20 protein-coding genes are annotated in these 21,357 nt (G+C 73.5%); 3 read left to right on the top strand and 17 right to left on the bottom strand.

The annotated features are described in order from the left end of the window. Positions 1-26: 26 nt before the first annotated feature. The gene (locus ACGFQ9_RS21355; RefSeq protein ID WP_393575647.1) at positions 27-977 is read right to left on the bottom strand and encodes an oxygenase MpaB family protein; all 951 of its coding nucleotides are present in this window, start codon (positions 975-977) and stop codon (positions 27-29) included. A 161-nt stretch (positions 978-1,138) separates the two neighbouring features. Here ACGFQ9_RS21355 and ACGFQ9_RS21350 point away from each other — a divergent pair, with 161 nt between their 5' ends. Beyond that, the gene (locus ACGFQ9_RS21350; RefSeq protein ID WP_393575645.1) at positions 1,139-1,831 is read left to right on the top strand and encodes a DUF4389 domain-containing protein; all 693 of its coding nucleotides are present in this window, start codon (positions 1,139-1,141) and stop codon (positions 1,829-1,831) included. A gap of 42 nt (positions 1,832-1,873) precedes the next feature. On the opposite strand, the gene ACGFQ9_RS21345 is transcribed toward ACGFQ9_RS21350, so the two are convergent. The 10 genes from ACGFQ9_RS21345 to ACGFQ9_RS21300 form a co-directional block, all read right to left on the bottom strand. Next, positions 1,874-3,121: a VWA-like domain-containing protein gene (locus ACGFQ9_RS21345; RefSeq protein ID WP_393575643.1), complete on the bottom strand. Its 1,248-nt coding sequence runs from the start codon at positions 3,119-3,121 to the stop codon at positions 1,874-1,876. Then, the gene (locus ACGFQ9_RS21340; protein WP_393575642.1) at positions 3,118-4,359 is read right to left on the bottom strand and encodes an AAA family ATPase; all 1,242 of its coding nucleotides are present in this window, start codon (positions 4,357-4,359) and stop codon (positions 3,118-3,120) included. Before ACGFQ9_RS21340 ends, ACGFQ9_RS21345 begins: the two co-directional genes overlap by 4 nt. Before the next feature lie 120 nt (positions 4,360-4,479). After that, positions 4,480-5,886 (bottom strand): hypothetical protein, encoded by a 1,407-nt coding sequence (locus ACGFQ9_RS21335; RefSeq protein WP_393575641.1) that lies wholly within the window; start codon positions 5,884-5,886, stop codon positions 4,480-4,482. Between the two features lie 124 nt (positions 5,887-6,010). Further along, positions 6,011-6,403, bottom strand: a complete 393-nt coding sequence (locus ACGFQ9_RS21330) for a hypothetical protein (protein WP_393575640.1) — start codon at positions 6,401-6,403, stop codon at positions 6,011-6,013. Next, the gene (locus tag ACGFQ9_RS21325) at positions 6,403-8,799 is read right to left on the bottom strand and encodes a DUF4132 domain-containing protein (protein WP_393575638.1); all 2,397 of its coding nucleotides are present in this window, start codon (positions 8,797-8,799) and stop codon (positions 6,403-6,405) included. Before ACGFQ9_RS21325 ends, ACGFQ9_RS21330 begins: the two co-directional genes overlap by 1 nt. 34 nt (positions 8,800-8,833) lie before the next feature. Further along, positions 8,834-9,115, bottom strand: a complete 282-nt coding sequence (locus ACGFQ9_RS21320; protein WP_393575636.1) for a hypothetical protein — start codon at positions 9,113-9,115, stop codon at positions 8,834-8,836. Between the two features lie 56 nt (positions 9,116-9,171). After that, positions 9,172-9,450 (bottom strand): hypothetical protein, encoded by a 279-nt coding sequence (locus ACGFQ9_RS21315; RefSeq protein ID WP_393575635.1) that lies wholly within the window; start codon positions 9,448-9,450, stop codon positions 9,172-9,174. Between the two features lie 32 nt (positions 9,451-9,482). Next, positions 9,483-10,010, bottom strand: a complete 528-nt coding sequence (locus ACGFQ9_RS21310; protein ID WP_393575634.1) for a CAP domain-containing protein — start codon at positions 10,008-10,010, stop codon at positions 9,483-9,485. 218 nt (positions 10,011-10,228) lie between these two features. Then, a complete protein-coding gene (locus ACGFQ9_RS21305) occupies positions 10,229-10,708 on the bottom strand; it encodes a hypothetical protein (RefSeq protein ID WP_393575632.1) in 480 nt (159 codons plus the stop codon). A gap of 197 nt (positions 10,709-10,905) precedes the next feature. Continuing rightward, a complete protein-coding gene (locus tag ACGFQ9_RS21300; RefSeq protein WP_393575631.1) occupies positions 10,906-11,379 on the bottom strand; it encodes a pyridoxamine 5'-phosphate oxidase family protein in 474 nt (157 codons plus the stop codon). 289 nt (positions 11,380-11,668) lie between these two features. Between ACGFQ9_RS21300 and ACGFQ9_RS21295 the strand changes: the two genes are divergently transcribed. Further along, positions 11,669-12,391, top strand: a complete 723-nt coding sequence (locus ACGFQ9_RS21295) for a response regulator (RefSeq protein WP_393575630.1) — start codon at positions 11,669-11,671, stop codon at positions 12,389-12,391. 48 nt (positions 12,392-12,439) lie between these two features. Here ACGFQ9_RS21295 and ACGFQ9_RS21290 read toward each other — a convergent pair whose 3' ends face one another. Further along, on the bottom strand, positions 12,440-14,167 hold the full coding sequence (locus ACGFQ9_RS21290; RefSeq protein WP_393575629.1) for a GAF domain-containing protein: 1,728 nt from the start codon (positions 14,165-14,167) through the stop codon (positions 12,440-12,442). Between the two features lie 75 nt (positions 14,168-14,242). Further along, positions 14,243-15,139: a universal stress protein gene (locus ACGFQ9_RS21285; RefSeq protein ID WP_393575627.1), complete on the bottom strand. Its 897-nt coding sequence runs from the start codon at positions 15,137-15,139 to the stop codon at positions 14,243-14,245. A gap of 242 nt (positions 15,140-15,381) precedes the next feature. On the opposite strand from ACGFQ9_RS21285, the gene ACGFQ9_RS21280 reads away from it, so the two are divergent. Further along, complete coding sequence (locus ACGFQ9_RS21280) at positions 15,382-16,371, top strand: Acg family FMN-binding oxidoreductase (RefSeq protein WP_393575626.1); 990 nt, start codon at positions 15,382-15,384, stop codon at positions 16,369-16,371. 44 nt (positions 16,372-16,415) lie between these two features. On the opposite strand, the gene ACGFQ9_RS21275 is transcribed toward ACGFQ9_RS21280, so the two are convergent. The 4 genes from ACGFQ9_RS21275 to ACGFQ9_RS21260 all read right to left on the bottom strand — a co-directional run bounded on the left by ACGFQ9_RS21275 (position 16,416) and on the right by ACGFQ9_RS21260 (position 21,139). Continuing rightward, positions 16,416-16,865, bottom strand: a complete 450-nt coding sequence (locus ACGFQ9_RS21275; RefSeq protein ID WP_393575624.1) for a universal stress protein — start codon at positions 16,863-16,865, stop codon at positions 16,416-16,418. Positions 16,866-16,958: 93 nt separating this feature from the next. Next, positions 16,959-19,358: a glycoside hydrolase family 65 protein gene (locus tag ACGFQ9_RS21270; RefSeq protein ID WP_393575623.1), complete on the bottom strand. Its 2,400-nt coding sequence runs from the start codon at positions 19,356-19,358 to the stop codon at positions 16,959-16,961. Positions 19,359-19,373: 15 nt separating this feature from the next. Continuing rightward, positions 19,374-20,057, bottom strand: coding sequence for a helix-turn-helix domain-containing protein (locus ACGFQ9_RS21265; protein WP_393575621.1), 684 nt, complete (start codon positions 20,055-20,057; stop codon positions 19,374-19,376). A 5-nt stretch (positions 20,058-20,062) separates the two neighbouring features. Next, a complete protein-coding gene (locus tag ACGFQ9_RS21260; RefSeq protein ID WP_393575619.1) occupies positions 20,063-21,139 on the bottom strand; it encodes a zinc-dependent alcohol dehydrogenase family protein in 1,077 nt (358 codons plus the stop codon). Positions 21,140-21,357 lie beyond the last annotated feature (218 nt).

The raw sequence follows: 21,357 nt of genomic DNA, 5'->3' as shown, positions 1-21,357 counted from the left end.
GCCGCCCCCGTTGTCGTGCTGTGCCGTCATTCCCTCCCCGGCCCTCCCCCTGCCTTCGGCGGAAGAACCTCAAGTATGGCCGCCGCTCTGCGCAGTGTGTACGCCGAGGGGCGACTGGAGGAGCCCATGCGGCGCATTGCTCTCAAGATGTGACCTGGCGGCATCTGCCAGCGCAGACCTGCGGGAATGGTGCGCAGCAGGCGTCCGGTGAGGCGCAGGCGCCGGGTGACGGCGCGTGGGGCGGGGGCCGGTCTGCCGTACAGGCGGTGCGCCCAGCCGGGCAGTGAGCCGTAGGCGAGGGCGGCCACCGGGCGCCACAGCAGGGGGCGGGCGGGCCGCAGCAGGGGATGGACGGGCGGGCGGCGCAGGAAGGCGTCGACGGCGTGGGCGTCGGGGCCGGCGGCCAGTTCGGGACGGATCCGCTCGAAGTACGCGGCCAGGGCGGCGGTGTCGGCGGGCACCCGGTCCGGGTCGAGGCCGACGAGGCGGGCGCCCGCCACGTTCTCCGCGACGTAACGGTCGGCCTGTGCCCCCGTGAGCGGTACGCCCGACCTGCGCAGGACGTGCAGGAAGGAGTCGATCTGGGCGCAGTGCACCCACAGGAGCAGTTCGGGGTCGTCGACGCGGAAGCGTTCGCCGGTGGCCGGGTCGGTGGCGGTGAGGGTGCGGTGGATGGCGCGGACCCGGGCGCCGGCCCGTTCGGCGGCCCCGGTGGTTCCGTAGGTGAGGGTGCCGACGAAGTCGGCGGTGCGCAGCAGGCGTCCCCAGGCGTCGCGCCTGCCCCCCTTGTCCTGGAATGCGGCGGAGTTCTCCATGACGCCGCGCACGGCGCGGGGGTGCAGGGCCTGGAGGTACAGCGCGCGGACCCCGGCGATCCACATCATCGGGTCGCCGTGGCAGTTCCAGGTGACCGACGCGGGTCCGTAGAGCCCGGGGTCGGGATCACTGTCGGTGGCCGTTCCCGGATCGCTCCGCATCGTTCCAGCGTACTGACGGGAGCGTGTTCCGGAAGTACGCCTGCGGGGGTGTCCCCGGCAGCGAGTAGCGGAGTCATGGCGTCCGGGCTGCACGCCCGGGAGCCCTTCGTCATGCTGGAAGGGGGCGTTCCGGGCCAGTCCCGTGCGAAGGAGTTGATCGCATGACCACCCCCAACGGCTTCACTCCCGTGCCCGGCGGGGGTCGTCCCGTCGTCGTGTCGGCGCGCCTGGACGATCCGCTGTCGCGCTGGCTCTGGCTGCTCAAGTGGATCCTGGTCATCCCGCACTACATCGTGCTGCTGTTCCTGTGGATCGCCTTCTTCTTCGTCTCGGTGGTCGCGTTCTTCGCCATCCTGTTCACGGAGCGGTATCCGCGGGCGCTGTTCGACTTCAATCTGGGCGTGCTGCGCTGGTCGTGGCGGGTGGGGTTCTACGCGTACAGCGCGCTGGGCACGGACCGGTACCCTCCGTTCAGCCTCGGCCCGGAGCCCGACTACCCGGCCCGGCTGGACATCGCGTACCCCGAGCGGCTCTCGCGCGGCCTGGTGCTGGTGAAGTGGTGGCTGCTGGTCATCCCGCAGTACCTGGTCATCGCGTTCTTCACCGGCGGCTACCGGACGTACGGCTGGGGCCTGGTCAACGTGCTGGTGATCATCGCGGCGGTCGTCCTGCTGTTCCGGGGGAAGTACCCGCGGGACATCTTCGACCTGGTCGTCGGCCTGGACCGGTGGGTCCTGCGGGTCGCCGCGTACGCCGCCCTGATGACCGACGTCTACCCGCCGTTCCGGCTCGACCAGGGCGGCGACGAGCCGCTCGCCGCGGGTACGGGCGACGGCCTCTGGGACCGCGACTGAGGGCCGCGCCTCCGCCGGTCCCGCGCCCGTCCGGCCGCGCGCCTATCCGATGGTGACCACCCGGGCCCAGTCGGGCGGGGCGTCGGGCTCGTAGTCGGGATCGTTCTCCATGCGGCGCAGCCGGCGGGTCGAGAGCTCCCGGGGGAACAGTCCCACCACCGTCCGGCACGGCGGCCGCCGTGCCGGCCAGGGTGTCTGGCCGTCGGTGAGGGCCACGATGACGTCGGGCTGCGGGCGTGTCCTCAGCGCTTGCGCGAAGCCCTCGCGCAGGTCGGTGCCCCCGCCGCCCACCAGGGGGATCCCCTCGGCCCGGCAGAGCGGGTGGGCCACGCCGGCCGCGGCGTCACAGCTCAGTACGGTGACCAGGTCGCGGCGGCCGCCCACTGCCCGCGCGATCGCGGCGACCTCCAGGAGCGCGCTGCCGAGCTCGGCGTCGCTGACCGATCCGGAGGTGTCGATGACGACGGAGACCCGGGGCGGCCGGCGCCGCAGGCTGGGCAGGACGGCCCCGCGCACCGCGGCCGACCGCCGCGACGGGCGGCCGTAGCTGTAGTCCTGGCCTGCGCCCGAGCCGGAGGCCGCCGAGCGGATCGCCGCTCCGAGGAGCTGCCGCCAGGGCTGGGGCGGGTGGAACGCCTCCTCCGCCCACCGCTCCCAGGTTTCCGGGGCGTCCCCCGGGCGGGCCTTGATGCCCTCCGCCACCCGGAACCGGACCGCGTCGCGTTCCCGGTCGCTCAGCCCGTGCGCGCCGTCCGGTCCGAGGTCCCACTCCCGTTCCAGTCCGTCGGCGCCGCTGCCGCAGTCCAGCCAGGCGAGGTCCTCGGTGATCGGGCCGAGCCGGAACCGGCGGAGGTAGTCCTCCATGAGTTCCCCGGGCGACAGCATCAGCTTCTCCGGGGTGACCGCGCCCCCGGGCCGGACCAGGCCGTCCCCGAAGGCGTCGTCGTTGATCTCGCAGTCGGCGGCGATGTTCATCCGGAGCCGCTCCCCCGGGCCGGTGAGCCCTTGCTGCCGCGCCACCCGGTCGCTCCGCCCGTGGTGGTCCCGCAGCAGGTGCGAGACCTCGTGCACCCATACGGAGGCCAGCTCCTCCACCGGGGTCCGGTCCACGAAGCCCGGGGCGACGTAGCACCGCCAGTGGCGGTCGACGGCCATCGTCGGCACCCGTCGTGACGCGACGGTGTGCAGGGCGAAGAGCGCCGTCGCGAGGTAGGGCCGGGCGCGAGCGGCCTGCAGCCGGGCGGCGTAGAGCTTGTCGAGGTCCAGTGCCCCGGGTGTGGGGGCGGTCATCGGCCGGTCTTCGCGGCGAGGGCGGTCCGGGCCGCCGCCCGGTCGGCCCGGCGGGAGAGGGTCACCACTCCGGCGAGCCTCTCGATCGTCTCCGGGACGTCCCAGTCGTCGCGGCGCAGCGCGGCGAGGGTGGTGGCGGGTACGACCACCAGGTCGGGGGCGCCGGTCTCCAGCGCCCGTACCAGGAGGGTCCAGGCCGCGTCCCAGCGGGCCTTGCCGGGGCGGTTGCGGACCGCCGCGACCACTCCGTCGAGCACGGCCTGGCGCAGGTCGCCCCGTTCGGGCAGGACGGCGGCCGCGGGGTCGGCGAGCACCTCCTCGGGGTCCGGGAGGTCCATCCGGTCCAGGCTCGCCAGCAGCTCCAGCCCGGGCCCGTCCCCCACGGTGCCCCTGACCAGCAGGGAGAGGACGTCGCGGGAGGAGCCGGCCGCGGTGGCGAAGGCGATCAGGCGCAGGGTCATCTCCCAGCTGCGCGGGGACGGCCAGGCGCCGCCGCGCCGCGTCTCGCTGCCGGGCAGCCGGTGCACGAGGGCGGGGCGGGCGGACAGGAGTCCGCACACGGCCCGGCGGGCGAGGTCCACCGCCTCCGGCAGCCTCGCGGGGTCGAGCCGCGGCAGGGTCGCCCGGGGCCAGGTGCCGCCGAGGCCGCGTACGACGACCTCCTGGTCGTGGGTCCACTGGAGGTGGACGAACCGGTTGGCCAGCGGCGGGCTCAGTTCCCAGCCGTCGGCCGCCGAGGAACGGGGGTTCGCCGCCGCCACGATCCGTACGCCGGGCGGCAGTTGCAGCGCGCCGATGCGGCGTTCGAGGACCAGGCGGAGGAGAGCCGCCTGCACGGCCGGCGGCGCGGTGGACAGTTCGTCCAGGAAGAGCAGCCCGCGGCCGGCCCGCACCAGGCGTACGGCCCAGTCCGGCGGGGCCATCGGGACGCCCTGCACGGCGGGCTCGTCTCCGATGACGGGGAGGCCCGAGAAGTCGGACGGCTCGTGCACGCTGGCGATCACCGTGGTGAGGGGGAGGTCCAGGTTCTCGGCGAGCTGGGTCAGGGCGGCGGTCTTGCCGATGCCGGGCTCGCCCCACAGGAGGACGGGCAGGTCCGCGGCCACGGCCAGGGTCAGGGCCTCCAGCTGCATGTCGGGGCGCGGTTCGGTGGTGGTGTCGCGGAGCAGGGCCAGCAGTTCGGCGGCGACGTCGAGCTGGGAGTGCGCGGGCAGGGTGGACGGCGTGGCAGAAGGCATGGGTGATCACCTGTGGGTTCGTCGGTGAGGCGAGTGAGGCGAGTGAGGTGGGTGAAGCCAGTGAGGTGGGTGAAGCCGATGAGGTGGTGATGCAGGTGAGGTGGTGATGCAGGTGAGGTGCTAGCGACCGGTGGCCTGGCGGGGGTGGTTGCGCGTGCCGTGCGGTCGGCGCGGCGGGCGCGGGTATACGTAGGTCGCCGGGCCGCGTCCGGGCCCGGGGCCGAGCAGCCCGGTCCTGAACAGGCCGTAGGTGATGCGCTGTTCCGCCGCCGCTTCCAGCTCGTCCCGGAGCGCGCCGTCGCGCAGCACCGCCGCGGGACCGAGCAGTCCCTCGACGACGGCCAGCGCTCCGGCGGTGTCGCCGTGGACGAGGCGTTCACGGATGCCGGTGAGCGACTCGGGGCTGCGGTGCGCCCGGTCGATCTCGCGCAGGCAGGGCAGCGGCGTCCCGGACAGTGCGACGAGCAGTTCCTCGCGCCGGATCTCGTCCGGGTCGTGGTCGAGCGGGACCAGGATCCCGTCGACCAGGCCGATCCGGTGGCGGGCGCCCCGGCAGTCCACGAGCCGGGGTTCGCCCGCAGGATCCGGGGCGGCCCCCGGACCGGCGGGCACGTGGCCGGGCACGAGCGACCGCGCCACGAGCGGGTGCAGCCGGTCGGCCTCGATCAGGCCGGCCCGCAGCAGCTCGAGGTCCGGTGGCACCCAGGTCGCCGCGTCGGGCAGGACCGGCAGCGCGGAGGCGCCGGCGGAGGGTGCCCGCGCGCCGGGTGCCGCCGGCGGGCCGGCGCCCGCGTCGAGGACCAGCCGGTGCCTGCCGCCGAGGCGGACCTCGACGGGGCCGGGCGGCAGCCCTTCGGCGGCGAGCAGCAGTCCGGCTTCCGCCGCCCAGCGGTCCACGGCGCAGCTGTGCACCGACGACGCCGGTGTCCCCGGCAGCACCGGGACCGCGCCGGGCGGTGGGTCGCCGGGTGGCCGGTCGGCGCCCGACCGGTGCCGGAGCTCGCCCGCCCTGCGCGCGTCCCAGAGGTGCCGGTGCAGGTCGAGGCGGAAGCGCCGGCTGGGCCGGGGGTGCGGGTGGACCCGTGTCCCGGTGTCGGAGCGGGATCCGTCCCACAGGGTGAGGACGATCCGCTGACCGGCGTCCGCCCAGGCGGGCGCGGTCCGGGCGACGAGGAACACCGGGTCCTCGCCGTCCCGCCCCGTGCCGTCGTACCGCGCCAGGGCCACGGTGAGGCCGGGGCGCAGCAGTCCGTCGGGGGCGATCCTGGGCATGTGCCAGCGCAGGAGGTCGGGTGCCAGATGGCGGAGGTCGGCCCGCAGCCGAGCGGCGCGTTCCCGGCCGTGGGTGCGCGCCACGGAGGGCAGGTGCAGATCGATGTCGAAGCCCGCGGCGGCGCAGGCCCCCGCCCAGTCGCCGACGGACCGGCGGGCGGTCGCGGTCTCGATCATGGAGGGTGGCACGGCGTACTCGCGCACGCGCAGCCAGAGCGAAAGACGGGAATCCTCGTCCGTCAGGTGAGGGTGCATCAGCACTCACCTTGCGTGGACGGGTCCCCCAATCTGTACAGAGGAGAAGTGTTCATCATGGTGATCGTACTGCGCGTCTCCCGGGGCCGCCAGCGATTACCGGGGCGGTCCCGGCGCCCGGCGTTCAGCCGCCGACCAGGGCCACCAGCCTGATGAAGACCAGCTCCGGGCCGCCGGTCAGATCCACGACCTCGTCGAGCTCCTCGACCTGCCGGTCGCCGGCCAGGACGAAGAACCCGTTGGCCAGGAAGGCACGTTCGGCGATCGCGGCCTGGCGCTCCCAGTCGACGAGGCGGGGCTCGCCGTGCCGCCGGCCGTTCAGTGCCGTCTCCGCGTCGACGGGGCGGACGAGGCCGTTGAAGCGGCCGCCCGGGGCGGCGTTGTGCCGGGTGACCTCCTCGCGGACCCGGAGCCTGATCAGCTCCCCCACGGTCATCCGGTCCGGCAGGCCGTCGACCCGCCACTCGGTGACCGGCTTGCCGGTAGCGGTCTCGTCCCGGAACGTCACGGTCGCCATCAGGCACCTCGCTTGATCTGCACGAGGATGGACTCGTCGGTGATCTCCGTGTCCGCGGCGAGCAGGAACGCCTTGCTGAGGATGAGGGAGAGCCGTTCGTCCTCGAACGGCAGGAACACCTTCCCGTCCCCCTTCCCGTCGCCCTTGCCGCGTGCCGGGACGATGCACAGGTAGGCGTCGTTCGGCTCCATCAGGACGTTGGCGGAGCCGAGATGGATCCGGTACGTGCGCAGATCGCCGCGGACGACCAGGAACCGCCCGTCGAGCGAGCACCGGTCGGCGATCCTCAGGCGCGGCAGGATCCGTTCCAGGGCCTCCCTGCGCACCTCGGCGCTCGCCGTCAGGTCGCCGAAGGTGTTGCTCCGCCAGTACGCCGCACGGCGTTCCTCGCCCAGGTCGGTCCAGGCGGGGTCCGCGACGATCGAGGTCACTCCGACGAACAGGTCGACGTCCCGCATCGCCTCGCTGAACACCAGCGGCGGCACTTCGGCGAGCGGTGCCTCGCGCCAGTCGCCCTCCTCCCGGCGGTCGAACCGCACCTGGTCGGTCGAGGCCAGTTCGTCGTCACCCGAATAGTCGGACCAGGTGTGGAAGAAGCGGACCCGCCACGCCCCGGCCGCGAGCACGCGGTCCGCGGCGTCGCCGTCCCCGCAGTCCCAGTGGCCGAGCAGGCGGCTGCTCCATCCCCGGGCACGGAACAGGGCGAACATCCTCCGGTAGTGGACGAGGTGCGCGGCGAAGCGGTTGGAGTAGACGCGGGTCTGCTCCTCGGCCGGGGTGAGCAGGTAGATCTCGCGGAACGCCTGCTTGAAGGGCTGTCGTACGCACCGCTCGGTGAGCAGGTCGCGCCAGGCCCGTACGGTGTCGGGATCGGAGCGGAGCGGGTGCCAGAGGCGCACGCGGGCGTCGTCGGGCGCGTCCGGGAGGTGCCCGTCGGTCTCCGGCAGGACGGCCCGCCAGTCGCCGGGGGCCACCTCGATCTCCCAGATCAGCCGGCGTACCAGGGTCCGGGCGAGGGGGTGCCCGGCCAGCTCGGTGCGCCACCGGCCGTAGGAGTGAACGGCATCGCCGGTGAAGCCGCCCTCCAGTGCCCGGACGAGGGTGACGAGATGGGCGTCGACCCGTTTCACCAGCTCACGCAGCTCCTTGAGCAGGGCAGGATGCTCGCGACGGACCGGTGCCGGGACGGAGCGCAGCGGGCGGCCCTCCTTCTCCCAGGTCAGCGTGGCGGTGTCGGTGACCGTGAGGACGGCCTCGTAGTCGCCCGCGGTGCGGCGCATCACACCGCTCGCGCCGGAGACCGTCCCGGTTTCGGTCCCGGCCACGGTTTCGAAGCCCAGCCGCGGCAGCCTGAGCGCCACCTCGGTGCGCTCGGCCAGGGCCGCCTCGACCTTCTTGAGCTGCTTGTCGAGCTGCCTGGGGACGCCCGCGTGCCGGACCGTCCGGCGTACGGTGCGAATGGCGGTCACCAGCTCGGGCGTGGGGAACTCCTCGGCGGCGCGCACCACTTCGTACAGCATGGCCTGCGAGGGAAGCGTCCTGGCGGTCGTCGGGGCGAGGGCGATGCCGGGCAGCAGCCGCTCGATCAGCTCCGGCAGCCAGGGCTCGTCGCGGAGCAGCGCCACCCGCAGGGCCTGACCGAGCGACATGACCTCCCGGTCCGTGAACGCCTTGTCCGCCCGGTAGGGGATCTCTCCGGCCCGGATCGCGTCGGTGCGGGCGGCCGCCGCTTCCAGCGCACGGCGGGCGAACGCCGCGTAGGCGGGGTTGTCGGCCGCAGTGCGCCACATGTCCGCGTGCGGCGTGGTGAATCTGTCCTCCCTGTCGATGCCGGACAGCTGCCGCTGTTCGGCGGGGGTGAGTCCGGCGATCGCGGCGATCTCGTCCGTGACGATGGGGCCCATGTTGCGCGTGAGGTGCTCCATGGTCTCGCGCAGGGTCGGCTCACCGGCCAGCGCGGCGACCCCGAGCAGCGCGTACGGCCGGCGTACGGTGTCCTGGCCGAGCCAGAACCCGACCAGGGAGCGGGCCTGTACGGACACGTCGGGCAGCGGTCCCGTGCAGTGGTGCAGGAAGTCCAGGCCCAGGGTCAGGTCTGCCCGGCCGTGCTCCTCGCAGTGCTCGACGAGCACCTCGAACATCCGGCGGCATGCATCGGGTGTATAGCGCGGCTGCCGTTCCCGGACCGCTCCCTCGACCGCGAAACAGAGCCTTCGCACGGCCGGCGGGACCGGGACGGCGCCGATCCGGTGGGCCGCCACGAACAGGGTGCCGAGCTCCTCGTCGGACACCTGCGACAGGTCCGGGTTTCCGGGCTCGTCGCCGAAGGGGCGGTCCGGGTGGGTCAGCGCGCGCAGCAGCCGGGCTGCGAGGCCGGTCAAGGCGTCGTAGGACATGCCCGGATGATGGCAGGGAGCACTGACAGGACCCCTACCGCGGTTCCAGGGCCGCGGCGCGGCAGGCGCCGGTGGCGGCGCCGCCCGGCACCCCGGCGTCGGTCAGACCGGTCACGCAGGTCTGCAGGTCCCCGACCACACCGCGGGTGCAGGCTGCCGTGACCGCGTCGGTGATCTGGACACCGGTCTGCGCGACCATCTGCGTGCAGGCGGGGATGTCCGCGTGGGCCGCGGGCGCGACCAGGGCCGTACCGCCCAGCGCGAGGGTCAGGCCGGTGAGGACAGCGGCGGTTCGGGTCGACGTGCGCATGCGCATGGGACGCACCTGCTCTCGGGATCCTGCTCGGGGAAGAGGGGGATGCGGCGTGACCGTTACTCAGGGGCGACCCGGCAGGCGCTCACCGCGGTCCCGTTGGTGACACCGCTGCCCGTCAGGTCGGACACGCACCGTTCGTTGTCGCCGGTCAGGCCGACGTAACACGCCATCCGGACGGAGTCCGGGGCCTCACCGCCCTGCAGTTCGCGTTCGACCTGGTTGATGCAGGCCGTGACGTCCGCGTGGGCGGCGGGTGCCGTGAACGCGGCGCCGCCGAGTACGAGGGTCAGGCCGGTGAGGACACCGGCGATGCGGGTCGACGTCGACGTGCGCATGGAACACACCTGCCTTCCGGGACTTCCGTCCGCTAGCGGGACTGGACGGCGAAGAGCTGGACGGCGTACTCACCGTTCGTCCCGATCCCGGTTTCCTTGTACTGGCAGTTGAGGATGGCCTCCTTGTGGCCCCTGGTGCTGGCCATCCAGCCGTCGACATGGGACTTCGAGGAGGTGTGGCCGGGCCCCGAGACGTTCTCCGAGGACGGGCCCGCGGGCGAGTAGCCGGCCCGCTCCATCCGGATCAGGTCCGTGGACCCGTCCGAGCCGGTGTGCGCGGTGAGCCCGTTCGCCGCCATGTCGTCGGCGTGTGCCTGTGCGGCCCGCATGAGCCGCGGCTCCTCCGTCAGCGGCTCGCAATTGGCCTTGGCCCGCTCGGCGTTCACCAGGGCGAGGATCTCGCTGGCCGACGACTGCTGCACGGCTCGGGTGACGGAGGGCGGTGCGACGCCGGCCGCCGCCGGGACGGCGATCGCGCTGCCTGCGCCGCCCAGCACGAGCAGCGGGGCGGTACAGGCCGCGGCACACACGCGGCGGATCCGGTGGTTCTCGGTGCGCATGGGATTTCCCGTTCGTCGGGGTGTGGGCCGCTCACGGCACCCGGCCCCCGGGGCGGCCGCACGGCAGCGGCCGCAGGGCGGTGCACGGCCCGCGGCGAGACGGACGCCACCGCACGGTTCGGCGGGGGCGCGCCTCCTGCTGCTTCCACCGTACGACCGGGGGCGCCGCACGACGACCCGGCCGCGAGGCCGTGTCCGCAAAGTCTCGGCGGCGCCTGCTACGCCCCGGTGTCGGCCCGCTCGGGGCCGCCGCCGGATTCCAGGGCGGCGACGGTGAGGCAGACCACGGCTCCGAACCCCAGGGCGAAGAAGACCGGGTTGACGTAGCCGGGGACGGAGGTGGGGTAGTCGCCGATGTCCTCGGCCTCGCACACGAACCGCAGGGGCAGGTACTCCACCCGGTAGCCGGCGATCGCTTCCCCCCGGTACTCCCAGCCCGGGGTACGGCAGGGCTGAAGGGGAAGGGAGTTCGTCCCGCCGTCCTCCGCCGACACGACCGCGCCGGTGACGTGCAGCAGACCCCACCCGTACGCGCCCACCGCGATCGCCGCCTGGGCCAGGCCGGCCGTCCGCAGCCAGGCCCGGCTGTCGGCACGCCCCGGCCCGCCGGCCAGGGCCAGGACCCGGACGGCCCGGACCGCGAGCACGAACGGAAGGATCAGGCAGGCCGGAACGAGAAGCAACAGGAAGTACGCCACCGCCCCACTCCAGCAGCCCGGCGGAGCGCACGCAGTGCCGTGGGCCACAACTCCTGCAACAGCCCGGTAACCGCTGGACAGTTCGGCCCGCTGGGCTCCGACGGCGTAGTCGGCCTTGGCGACCTCGTACAGGATGCCCGGGGCCAGGAGGAGTTGACGGCGGCGGTGTGGGGTGAAGCCCGCGAGTGGGCCGGCCGCTACGGGCCTCGCTCACGCAGGCGGAAGCCGGTGACCAGGTCGGGCCTGATCCGTACGGCGCCCGAAGCAGTGCCCTCGGCCCAGGGCCTCAGGTGGTGTGCGTAGCGCTCGATCTCGTCGGGGTCGGTGACGGCGGTGGCGTAGCCGGTGGCGACCACGCTCCAGCCCAGGCGGTCGCCCGGATCTATGGCGTCGGCTTCATAGGCGACGACCACGCCCGCCCCTTCGCAGGTGGCCAGCAGGGCCGCCAGCGTGGAGCCGTCCTGGACCCGGACGATGATGTCGCCGGCGTCCAGCAGGTGGTTGACCGGGCGCACGGCGGGCAGCGCCTGACGGGTGAAGACGATGCGGCCCAGTTCGACCGTGCCGAGCAGGCCCAGTGCCTCGTCGGCGGTGAGTTCTTCCAGCCGGCGTCCCGGCCTGCCGGCAGCGGGCGGACCGCTGGTCGGAGCGGCCGAGTGGGTCTTCATCATCGGCACCCTTGGTCGAGCGGACGGGTCCACCGTGTCACGTGCCCGCGGTCGGCGGGCTTTCTGCTGCCAGGATCTCCGGCTCCGCCGGGCCCCGGCATGGGCCGTTCGGGCCCCGGAGGGGACCACAGGGCCCATGCCCGGAGCCGGGGCGAGGCTCCGGTCCGTGACCACGGGTTCGACACGGCGCGCTTGTGGATGCCGCCGTCCCCACCATGGGGTGCGCTCAGCACCTTCCTGAGACAATTCGGGTGAGACCGAACGGCGCACGCAGACCGAACCGGGGGTGGTCATGTCCGGCGATCCGAGCACCTCCGCGGAGGCTCCGATCAAGGTGTTCCTCCTCGACGACCACGAGGTGGTCCGCCGCGGGCTGCGCGACCTCCTCGATGCCGAGCCGGACATCACCGTCGTCGGCGAGGCCGGCACGGCCGATCAGGCGCTGGCCCGCGGGCCGGCGCTGCGCCCGGACGTAGCCGTCCTCGACGTACGGCTCCCCGACGGCGACGGCATCACCGTCTGCCGGGAGCTGCGCTCGCGCATGCCGGATCTGGCCTGCCTGATGCTGACGTCCTTCGACGACGAGGATGCCCTCCTGGACGCGATCATGGCCGGGGCCGCGGGATACGTACTGAAGCAGATCAAGGGCTCCGACCTGGTGGCCGCCGTACGCACGGTCGCCACCGGCCAGTCCATGCTCGACCCGGCCACCACCGCCCGCCTCATGCGCTCCCTGCGGGACCCGGAACCGGCCGGGGAGGCGGAGGACGCCCGGCTGGGGGCGCTGTCCGAGCGCGAACGGGCCGTTCTCGGACTCATCCGTGAGGGACTCACCAACCGGCAGATCGCCAAGCGGCTGTACCTGTCCGAGAAGACGGTCAAGAACCACATCTCCCGGCTGCTGGGCAAGCTGGGCGTCGAGCGGCGGGTCCAGGCGGCCGTGATCGCCGCGCAGGTGCACGAGCACGGCACCGGCACCGGCACCGGCACCGGCACCGGCACACCGAAGCCGTAGGCCAGAAGGACGAGCGGGGGGACGGGGACGGGACGAGGACGACGCCCGTCACGCCGAGGGGACCAGCGGCACCTGCCACTGCAGACGGGTGCCCCGTTCCCCCTCCCCCCGCGCGGCCACCGCCATGGTTCCGCCGAGCTTCCCGGCACGTTCGGCGAGGTTGCGCAGTCCGCTGCGGCGCCCGCCCTCGGGCAGGCCGATGCCGTCGTCCGTCACGGTGACGGACAGGACCCCGCCGGCTGCGGCGATGGAGACTTCCACGGCCGTCGCCCGGGCGTGCCGGGCGACGTTGGCCAGGGCTTCTCCGACCACGGCGAGGACCTCGTCCGCGACGGCCGGAGGTACGTCTGTGTCGATCAGCCCCTCCATCCGCAGGGCGGGGGCGAAGCCGAGTGCGCCCGCGGCCTCGTCCACGGCCCGGACGGCGCGGAGGCGCAGGCCGGGGGCCTCGCCGGGTGCCCCGTGCTCGCGGAGCCCGAAGATCGTCGACCGGATGATCTTGATGGTGGCGTCCAGGTCGTCGACGGCCCGGGCGAGCCGTTCGGACGCTTCGGGGTGCTCGACGAACCGCTGGGCGCTCTGCAGGGTCATCCCGGTGGCGAACAGGCGCTGGATGGCGAGGTCGTGCAGGTCACGGGCGATGCGGTCATGGTCTTCGAGCAGGCTCATCTGCTCGGCGTCACGGCGTCGGTCGGCGAGCTCCAGGGCCAGTGCGGCCTGGCCGGCGAATCCGGGCAGTGCGGCGACTTCGGCGGCGGCGAACAGGGGGCGGCCGCGCCGCCGGGCCAGGATCAGGACGCCGCTGAGCTTCTCCCGGGTGCCCACGGTGACGGCGACGGCCGGCCCGAAGCCCGCCCAGCGTTCCGGCTGGACCTTGACGCGGGCGTCGCTCGCCACGTCGCTGACCGTGATCAGGCCGTCCCGGCCCAGGGCGGCTTCGGCCAGGGTTCCCCGGATGCTGGGCAGGACGATCCCGCGGTGCGCCTCGGCCCCCTCGCCGAGGGCGAGCGAGCCCCTCAGTTCACCGGCCGGGCCGAGGAGGTAGAAGACACCCGTGTCGGCGCCGGTGATGTCCCTGGCCCGCTCCAGCATCCCTTCGAGGACATCGGTCTCGGGCGCCCCGGACAGCAGGGAGCTGGTGATGTCGGAGCTCGCCGCCAGCCAGCGCTCGCGCAGGCGGACCTCCTCGAAGAGACGGGCGTTCTCGATGGCGATGCCCGCGGCGACGGCGAGGGTGGACAGAACCGCCTCGTCCTCCTCGTCGAAGTCGGCTCCCCCGCGCTTCTCGGTGAGGTAGAGGTCACCGAAGACGTCCTCACGGACCCGGATGGGGACTCCGAGGAAGGAGTGCATCGGCGGGTGGTGGGGCGGGAAACCGTACGAGGCCGGGTGTTCGGACAGCTCGGACAGGCGCAGGGGTTCCGGGTGGCGGATCAGCTCGCCGAGGATGCCGTGGCCGGAGGGCAGGTCCCCGATCCGGGCACGGAGCTCGTCGCTGATGCCGACGGGCAGGAACTGGGCGAGCTTCCTGTCGTCGCCGATCACGCCGAGAGCGCCGTACTCGGCGTCCACGAGGACCACGGCGGCCTCCACGATGCCGCGCAGCACCTGGGGCAGGTCCAGTTCCCGGCCCACGGACATGACGGCTTCCAGCAGGCCGTTCAGCCGGTCCCGGGTGCCCCTGACCTCGTCGATCCGGGCTTGGAGCTCATCGAGCAGTTCGTCCAGCCGCAGCCGTGGAACACCGCTCCGGGCGGGCCGATCGCCTGCGCTCATGCCCACCTCCGGCCGGCGACGACGGTACGAGGGCCATCGCCTCCACGGTAGCCGCGGCGGGGGCGGCTTTCCCGCTCAGCGAGCGGGGTCCGCCCGTGGGATGAGGAGCACGGGGCAGTGCGCGTGGTGCAGCACGCTGTGCGTGGCCTTGCCCAGGTTGGGGCCGAATCCCAGGGATCCGGGAGCCCGGCGGCCGCCCATGACCAGGAGGTCGGCCTGACGGGACGCTTCGACGAGGACTCCGGCGACGGAGACGCTCTTCTCGGCGTCCGCGTGGACCTCCAGCTCGGGGAACTCGTCACAGATGGTGTCCGTGACGGCCTTCAGGGCGTCGGCGTGCTCGCCCGCGATCCCGTCGATGCTGTCGAGCCTGGTCACGACGCTGCCCACCGACTGGAGCATGTTCCACACGTGGAGCAGTCGCAGGGACGCCTTGCGGAGCTCGGCCTCCCGGGCGGCGTACCGGGCGCAGACGATGTCGTCCGCGTCGCGCACGGCGGCGAGGACGGTGCCGCGTTCCTCCCCGTCGTCGAGGCCGCGGACGACGATGACCGGGGTCTTCGCGCCCGCCACCGTGCCGATGCCGACCGAGCCGAGCATGAGCGAGTTGAAGCCGCCCAGTCCGCGGTTGCCCACCACGATCGTGCCGTACAGCGCGGCGGCGCGGTGCAGGCTGGTGACGGCGCCCGCACGGCTGAACTCGGTGGTCATCTGCAGACCGGGGAACTCGGCGGCCACGGCCTTCGCCGTGTCCTCCAGCACCTCCCGGCCCTCGGTGCGGACCTTCTCGATGGTCTCCGCCGACAGGTAGAGGGCTCGCCCTTCGGTGTCGGCACCGTGGACGAGGTGGAGGGGGCGGCCACGGCGTGCCGCCTCCGCGGCGGCCCACAGGGCTGCCCGGCGCGCGGGCTCCGAGCCGTCCACACCGACGATGACCGAGCTGGTGTCCGGGGTACGGATGGCGCTTTCCACGGTGACTCCCAACCGAGAGGCCGATGAGGGGCACCACCCACGGTGGCACGGGCGGGGCGGGGAGTGGAGGGCCGATCGGTCCCCGAGTGGGCCGATCGGTCCTACCCGGGAGCCCGGTCGACGGCAGAGCCTGGAAGCAGCCGAGCGTCCGGCCGAGAGGAGAACCGGACCCCACCACCTCACCGGTCGCGGTCGGGGCACACGGCACGACCGGGAACGCGCACACAGACAGGACCAGTCCCGTGACCGCAGCACTCCTCGACCCCGACACCGTCGCCCGGCTCGTCGGCGACGCCGTCACCGCCCCGTCCATGCACAACGCCCAGCCGTGGAGGTTCGTCCACCGCGCGGGCGGCAACGTCATCGAACTGCACGGCGATCCGGAGCGCGCCATGACGCGGACCGACCCCGATCACCGGTCCCTCCACGTCGGTTGCGCCGCAGCCCTGTTCAACCTGCGGGTGTCCGCGGCCTGGCACGGCCGCCAGGCCCTGGTGCGGCTGCTGCCCGACGCGTCCGAACCATGGCTGCTGGCCACGGCGACTCTCACCGAACCCACGGGCGAGCAGCACGAGCTGGCCGCCCTGCATGCCGTTCTGCGACGCCGGCACACCAGCCGGCAGCCGTTCACCGACGAGCCCGTGCCGGAGGCCCTGCTGGACGGGTTGCGGGCCGCCGCCCTCCTGGAGGGCTGCCGGCTCGCCGTTCCGGGCGACTGGCACCTCGACACGGTGCTCCGGCTCGTGCGGGACGCCGAACACCGGGAGGAGATCGATCCGCTCGTCCGGGCGGAGACCGCCGCCTGGACCACCCCCGCCGAGGACGAGAACGGCACGCGCCGCGACGGCATCCCCGGCACGGCCTTCGGCCCGCGGAGTTCCGGAGGGTCCGCACCCGTCCGCGACTTCGGCCGGACCCGGCCGTTGCCGGATCGAGGCTGGGCGGTGTTCGAGAAGCGGCCTCAGCTGGCCCTGCTCGGCACTCCCGGGGACACTCCGCTCGACTGGCTGCGGGCCGGTCAGGCGCTGGAGCGGATCCTGCTCCAGGCCACTGCCGACGGCCTCTCCACCTCGATGACCTCCCAGCCCCTGGAGTGGCCGGAACTCCGGTGGACGGTCCGCGACCCGGCCGAGGCCATGGGCCACGTCCAGATGATCCTCCGCCTCGGCTACGGGCCCGAGGGGGCAGCCACACCCCGTCGGCCGGTACCGGAAGTGCTCGACGTCCGATGACCGTGCAGGGACGGATTCCGTTCCACGCCGGTATCGGGGAGGGACTACTCGACAGTGACGTCCGGGCGGACGATGGTCACCGGGCAGGGTGCGTGGAGCGCCACCTGCTGGCTCACCGAGCCCAGGAGGGCCCGGCGGAAGCCGCCGCGTCCGCGGCTGCCCACGACCAGCATGTCGGCACCCTCGGCGGCGTCCACGAGGACCTCGGCCGGGTGGCCGTGCACCAGGCGCTCGTGCACCGCGGAGGCTCCGTCCTGGCCGAGGACCGTGCGCACCTCGTCCACCAGGAGGCGCTCCGCCTCCTCCTCGTCGAAGGTGGCGTCCACGGCCGGCGCCGACCACGACGCTTCACCGGGAACCTCCCAGGCCGTGACCACGTCCACCGTCCCGGTCACGAGACCGGCGTACCGGACTGCCCAGCGCAGCGCCGCCTGGGACGAGGGCGACCCGTCGACGCCCACCACGATCCGCGGAGCCCCTTGCTGCCTGTCCATGCCGTTCCACCCTTTCGACGTCCTACGTCCACAGTGTGGGAAGTGCGGATCCGGCGCCACGCGGGGCGGCCGGACCTCGTGCCCCACCCGGCCTCAGTTCTGCGGCAGGCGCAACCACCGTTCGTGCCCCGTGGCGACCCATTCCTGCCGGTTCCCGGGGAGGACCAGGGCCACCGGGCCCAGGTGGGACGGCGGGACGCGGATGCCCAGTCTGCCCGGGCGGAACCGGATGCGGACGTCGCGGTGGCCGAAGTAGGCGAGGGAGAACGCGGAGCCGGGGATCTCGGAGAGCGGCACCGGGTCGATGCGCAGGCCGTCGGGTCCGGGGGCGAGTCCGACGATGCCGCGTCCGACGAGGTCGAGCGTGCCCGCCATGGCTCCGAGGTGGATCCCTTCGCCGGTGGTGCCGCCCTGGACGTCGGTGATGTCGCCGAGCAGGGCTTCCTGGCAGTAGCGCCAGGCGTCGCGGCCCTGCCGGCGGGCGAGGACCCAGCCGTGGACGAGGCTGCTGAGGGTCGAGCCGTGGCAGGTGCGCCCGAGGTAGTAGGCGACCGTCCTGTGCCAGAGCTCGTCATCGAGGTGGTGGCCGAGCCGGGCGAGGATCAGGGCGAGTTCGGTGGGCCGGAAGAGGTAGCCGAGCATGAGGGTGTCGGCCTGCTTGGACGCCTGGTAGCGGTTGGGCGTGTCGCCCTCGGCCTCCAGGATGCGGTCCAGGCGGCGGATGTCGTGGTAGCGGGCGCGGTAGGTGTCCCAGTCGAGTTCGGCGAGGTCGCCGTAGCCGTGGAACTGGCTGATCACGCCGCGGTGGAAGGGCACGTACATGAGGTGTGAGACGTCCTCCCAGGCTGCGAGGTCCTCCGCTCCGCAGCCCAGTTGGGCGAGGAGCTCGGCACGCCGGGCCGCGGGGAGTTCCCCGTACAGGTCGAGGGCCCGGGCGAGCACCCAGGACGCGGTGACGTTGGTGTAGGCGTTGTCGTCGATGCCGGGCACGGTGGCGTCCGGGTAGGCGTCGTGGTATTCGTCCGGGCCGACGACGCCGCGGATCCGGTAGCGGCCGAGGCCGGCGTCCCAGGCGGCGGTGTCGGCCCAGAAGCGGGCGATCTGCAGGAGGAGTTCGGCGCCGGGCCCGTGCATGAAGGCGGTGTCGCCGGTGGCGAGCCCGTACTGCCAGACGTTCCAGGCGATGGCCGAGCCGACGTGGCGCTGGAGGTGCGAGTGGTCGGGCAGCCAGCGGCCGGAGGACGGGTTGAGGTGCAGCCGCTGCGACTCCTCGAAGCCCGAACTTCCGCTCTGCCAGGGGAACATCGCTCCCTTCGCCCCGGCCCGGGCCGCTGCCTCCCGGGCCGCGGGCAGCCGCCGGTGCCGGTACATGAGCAGGGCGCGAGCGGTCTCGGGGAAGTGGAGGGCGAGGTAGGGCAGGACGAACAGCTCGTCCCAGAAGACGTGCCCCCGGTAGGCCTCCCCGTGCAGTCCCCGGGCCGGAACACCGGTGTCGAGCTCCGCGGTGTGCGGCGAGAGGGTCTGCAGGACGTGGAAGGCGTGCAGGCGCAGGATCCGCCCGGTCTCGCCGGGCACCCTCAACTCGCCTTCGTCCCAGAGGCGTTGCCAGGAGGCACGATGGGAGGCCAGCAGGGACGCGAAGTCCGGGGCTCGTCCCGCGTCCTCGATGCTGCGCCGTACCGGGTCGGCGAGGGGACGGTCGAGCGAGGTGAACAGGGCGGCGGTCTTCACGATCACCACCGGCCGGCCGCGGCTGATCGGCAGGACGGATGCCTGCCTGGCGGTGGTGGCCGTGCACGCCCGGTCCATTGCGGCCACCGGGTGGGACGACGTCCGGACCGCGAGCCCGATCCGTATCCGGGAGACGGACGTGGTGCAGGAGAGCCAGGCGGTGCCCTCGGCCTCCACTCCTGCCCGGTGGTCGAGGAGGTGCCGCCCGGCCAGGGCTCGGTAGCGGTCGACGCCTGCGTTGAGGATGTCGCCGTCGAGTACGGAGGCGGCTTCGATCCGGCCGCTCCAGCCGTAGGCGCGCAGCACGGTGCGCTGCGCGGCCAGGTACGGGTCGCCCATGTGGACCAGGCGTGTGTGGGTGACGCCCAGCCGGCGGCCTTCGGCGTCACGGAAGAGCATGCGGCGGGTGAGTGTCCCGGCTCGCAGGTCGAGGCATACGCGGTAGTGGCGCAGGGTCGGGTGGTCCGGTCCGAGCCACTCGCCGGGCGGTGCGCCGTCGGGCAGGCAGCGGTAGCGCAGGGCCGTCCAGTCCGGCAGCCGGACCAGGTCCTCGTTGGAGACCGTGTGTCCTGCGACGGTGGAGGTCAGCCGGTTGTAGCAGCCTGCCAGGTAGGTCGCCGGGTAGTGGATCTCGTCGGCGGTGGTCTCCGGGGCCGATCCGCGGGTGGCGAAGCGGCCGTTGCCGAGGGTGCACAGGGACTCGACCAGCCGCTCGGTCTTGGGGTCGTAGTGGTCGTACTCCCAGTACCAGGAGGTGTTCACGGCCGGCGGCATGCATCAGCCGTGGACCACGCGGCGGCCGGTGAGCCGCTTGGGAGTCAGTTTCATCCAGTGGGAGCGGGTGCCGCCGGCCCATGGCCCGGAGCGGGCCGTGACGGCCAGGTGCCGGCGTTCGCCGGCGTCGGTGACGGCTTCGAGTTCACCCACGGCCAGCACGCTCCAGCCCTCGGCCGTCACGTCGTCGATGTGGTCGATCTCGAAGGCCGCCTCGGTCCCCCTCGCCCGCGCGGCGGCCGTGTCCGCGGAGGTGCGGAAGGCGATGGCAGGGCCTGCGACCAGGTAGTTGACGGGGAGGACGGCCGGCCCTTCGGTGGTGAAGACCGCGATCCTGCCCACACCGTGGGTGCCCAGGAGCCGTCGGCATTCGGCCTCGTCCAGTGGTACGAGCGCCGTGTCGCGCCGGGCGGCCGACCGGCCCGGCGCCCGGTCGGCGCTCGCACCGGTCAGGTCGTCCACGGTCAGTCCGAGCGCGTCGGCGACCTTGACGAGGGTACCGATGGACGGCGCGGCCGCGTGCTCCTCCAGGTAGGCGATGTAGTGGCCGTCCGCTCCGCACCGCCGGCCGAGTTCCGCCCGGCTCAGACCGAGGGCGTTGCGGCGGGCCGCCAGGCGGCGGCCCAGGTCGGTGCGGCCGGTCGTCCCGCCGGACGCCGGGGTCGGGGTATGAGAGGTGCTCTGCATGGTGATCACTGCTCCTTGGCGGGCACGGCCACCGTGTCGTGCTGGGGTCCGCCGAGGACGACCTTGAGGGCCCCGGTGTCGCCGGCCCGGGAGAACACGTCGTACGCCTCCTCCATCTGGTCCAGCTCGAAGCGGTGGGTGACCATCGCGGCCCCGGGCAGCCGGCCCGCGGCCATCATCCTCAGCAGCATGGGCGTCGAGTGGGTGTCGACGAGGCCGGTGGTGAGGGTGACGTCCTTGATCCACAGGTCCTCGAGGTGGAGGGTGGCGGGCTTGCCGTGGACGCCGATGTTGGCGACGTGGCCGCCGGGGCGCACCATGCGGGTGCACAGCTCGAACGCCTCCGGCACGCCGACGGCCTCGATGACCACATCGGCGCCCAGCCCGTCGGTCAGATCGTCCACCAGGCTCTCGGGCTCCTCCTGCGCGCTGACGGTCGCGTCGGCACCGAGGCCGCGGGCAGCCGCGAGCCGGGACGCGGCGAGATCGACGGCAATGGTCCGGAACGGGCTGTAGAGCCCGGCGGTCGCGATGGCGGCCAGCCCGATGGGGCCGGCCCCGACCACGACGACCGTGTCACCGGGGCGGACACCGCCGCTGAGGACACCGACCTCGTACGACGTGGGGAAGATGTCCGCGAGCAGGACCGCCTCGTGGCTCGCCAGGGCACTGGGCAGTGCGTGGACGGAGAGGTCGGCGAAGGGGACGCGGACGTACTCGGCCTGGGTACCGTCGATGGTGTGGCCGAGGACCCAGCCGCCGCCTCCGCGGCACTGGCCGTAGCGGGCTTCGCGGCAGAACCGGCAGCGCCCGCAGGCGGAGATGCAGGAGATCAGGACGCGGTCCCCGGGGCGGACCGTGCGAACGTCGCCGCCGGTCTCGACGACGGTTCCGACCGCTTCGTGGCCCAGGATCCGGCCCGGGGTCACCTCAGGGACGTCGCCCTTGATGATGTGCAGGTCGGTGCCGCAGATGGTGACGGCATCGACCCGGACGATCGCGTCGGCGGCGTCCTTGACCGAGGGGTCCGGGACGTCCTCCCAGGAGGTCTGCCCGGGCCCGTGGAAGACGAGTGCCTTCATGGTGCGGCCTTCTCTCTCTGTAGTGCTGTGCGGGGGGGGGCACCGCCAGGCTGGCCCGCCCGCTCCCTGCCCCGCTTGGGCCGGTCGGCCCCTGCCGGGGACCGGTCGGACCCCTCCTCGCATGCGTTCCGGGTACGACGGTGGAGGCGGGCGCCCGTCCCGGAAGGAGGGCTTCGGTCGAGAGCGACCACGCCCGGGTCCTCGTCGACCGCGGGCTC

It is taken from the genome of Streptomyces sp. NPDC048603 (genome assembly GCF_043199475.1).
GTDB lineage: Bacteria > Actinomycetota > Actinomycetes > Streptomycetales > Streptomycetaceae > Streptomyces.
Note: the sequence above shows the minus strand (reverse complement) of the source record. Positions and strands in the feature narration are given on the sequence as shown.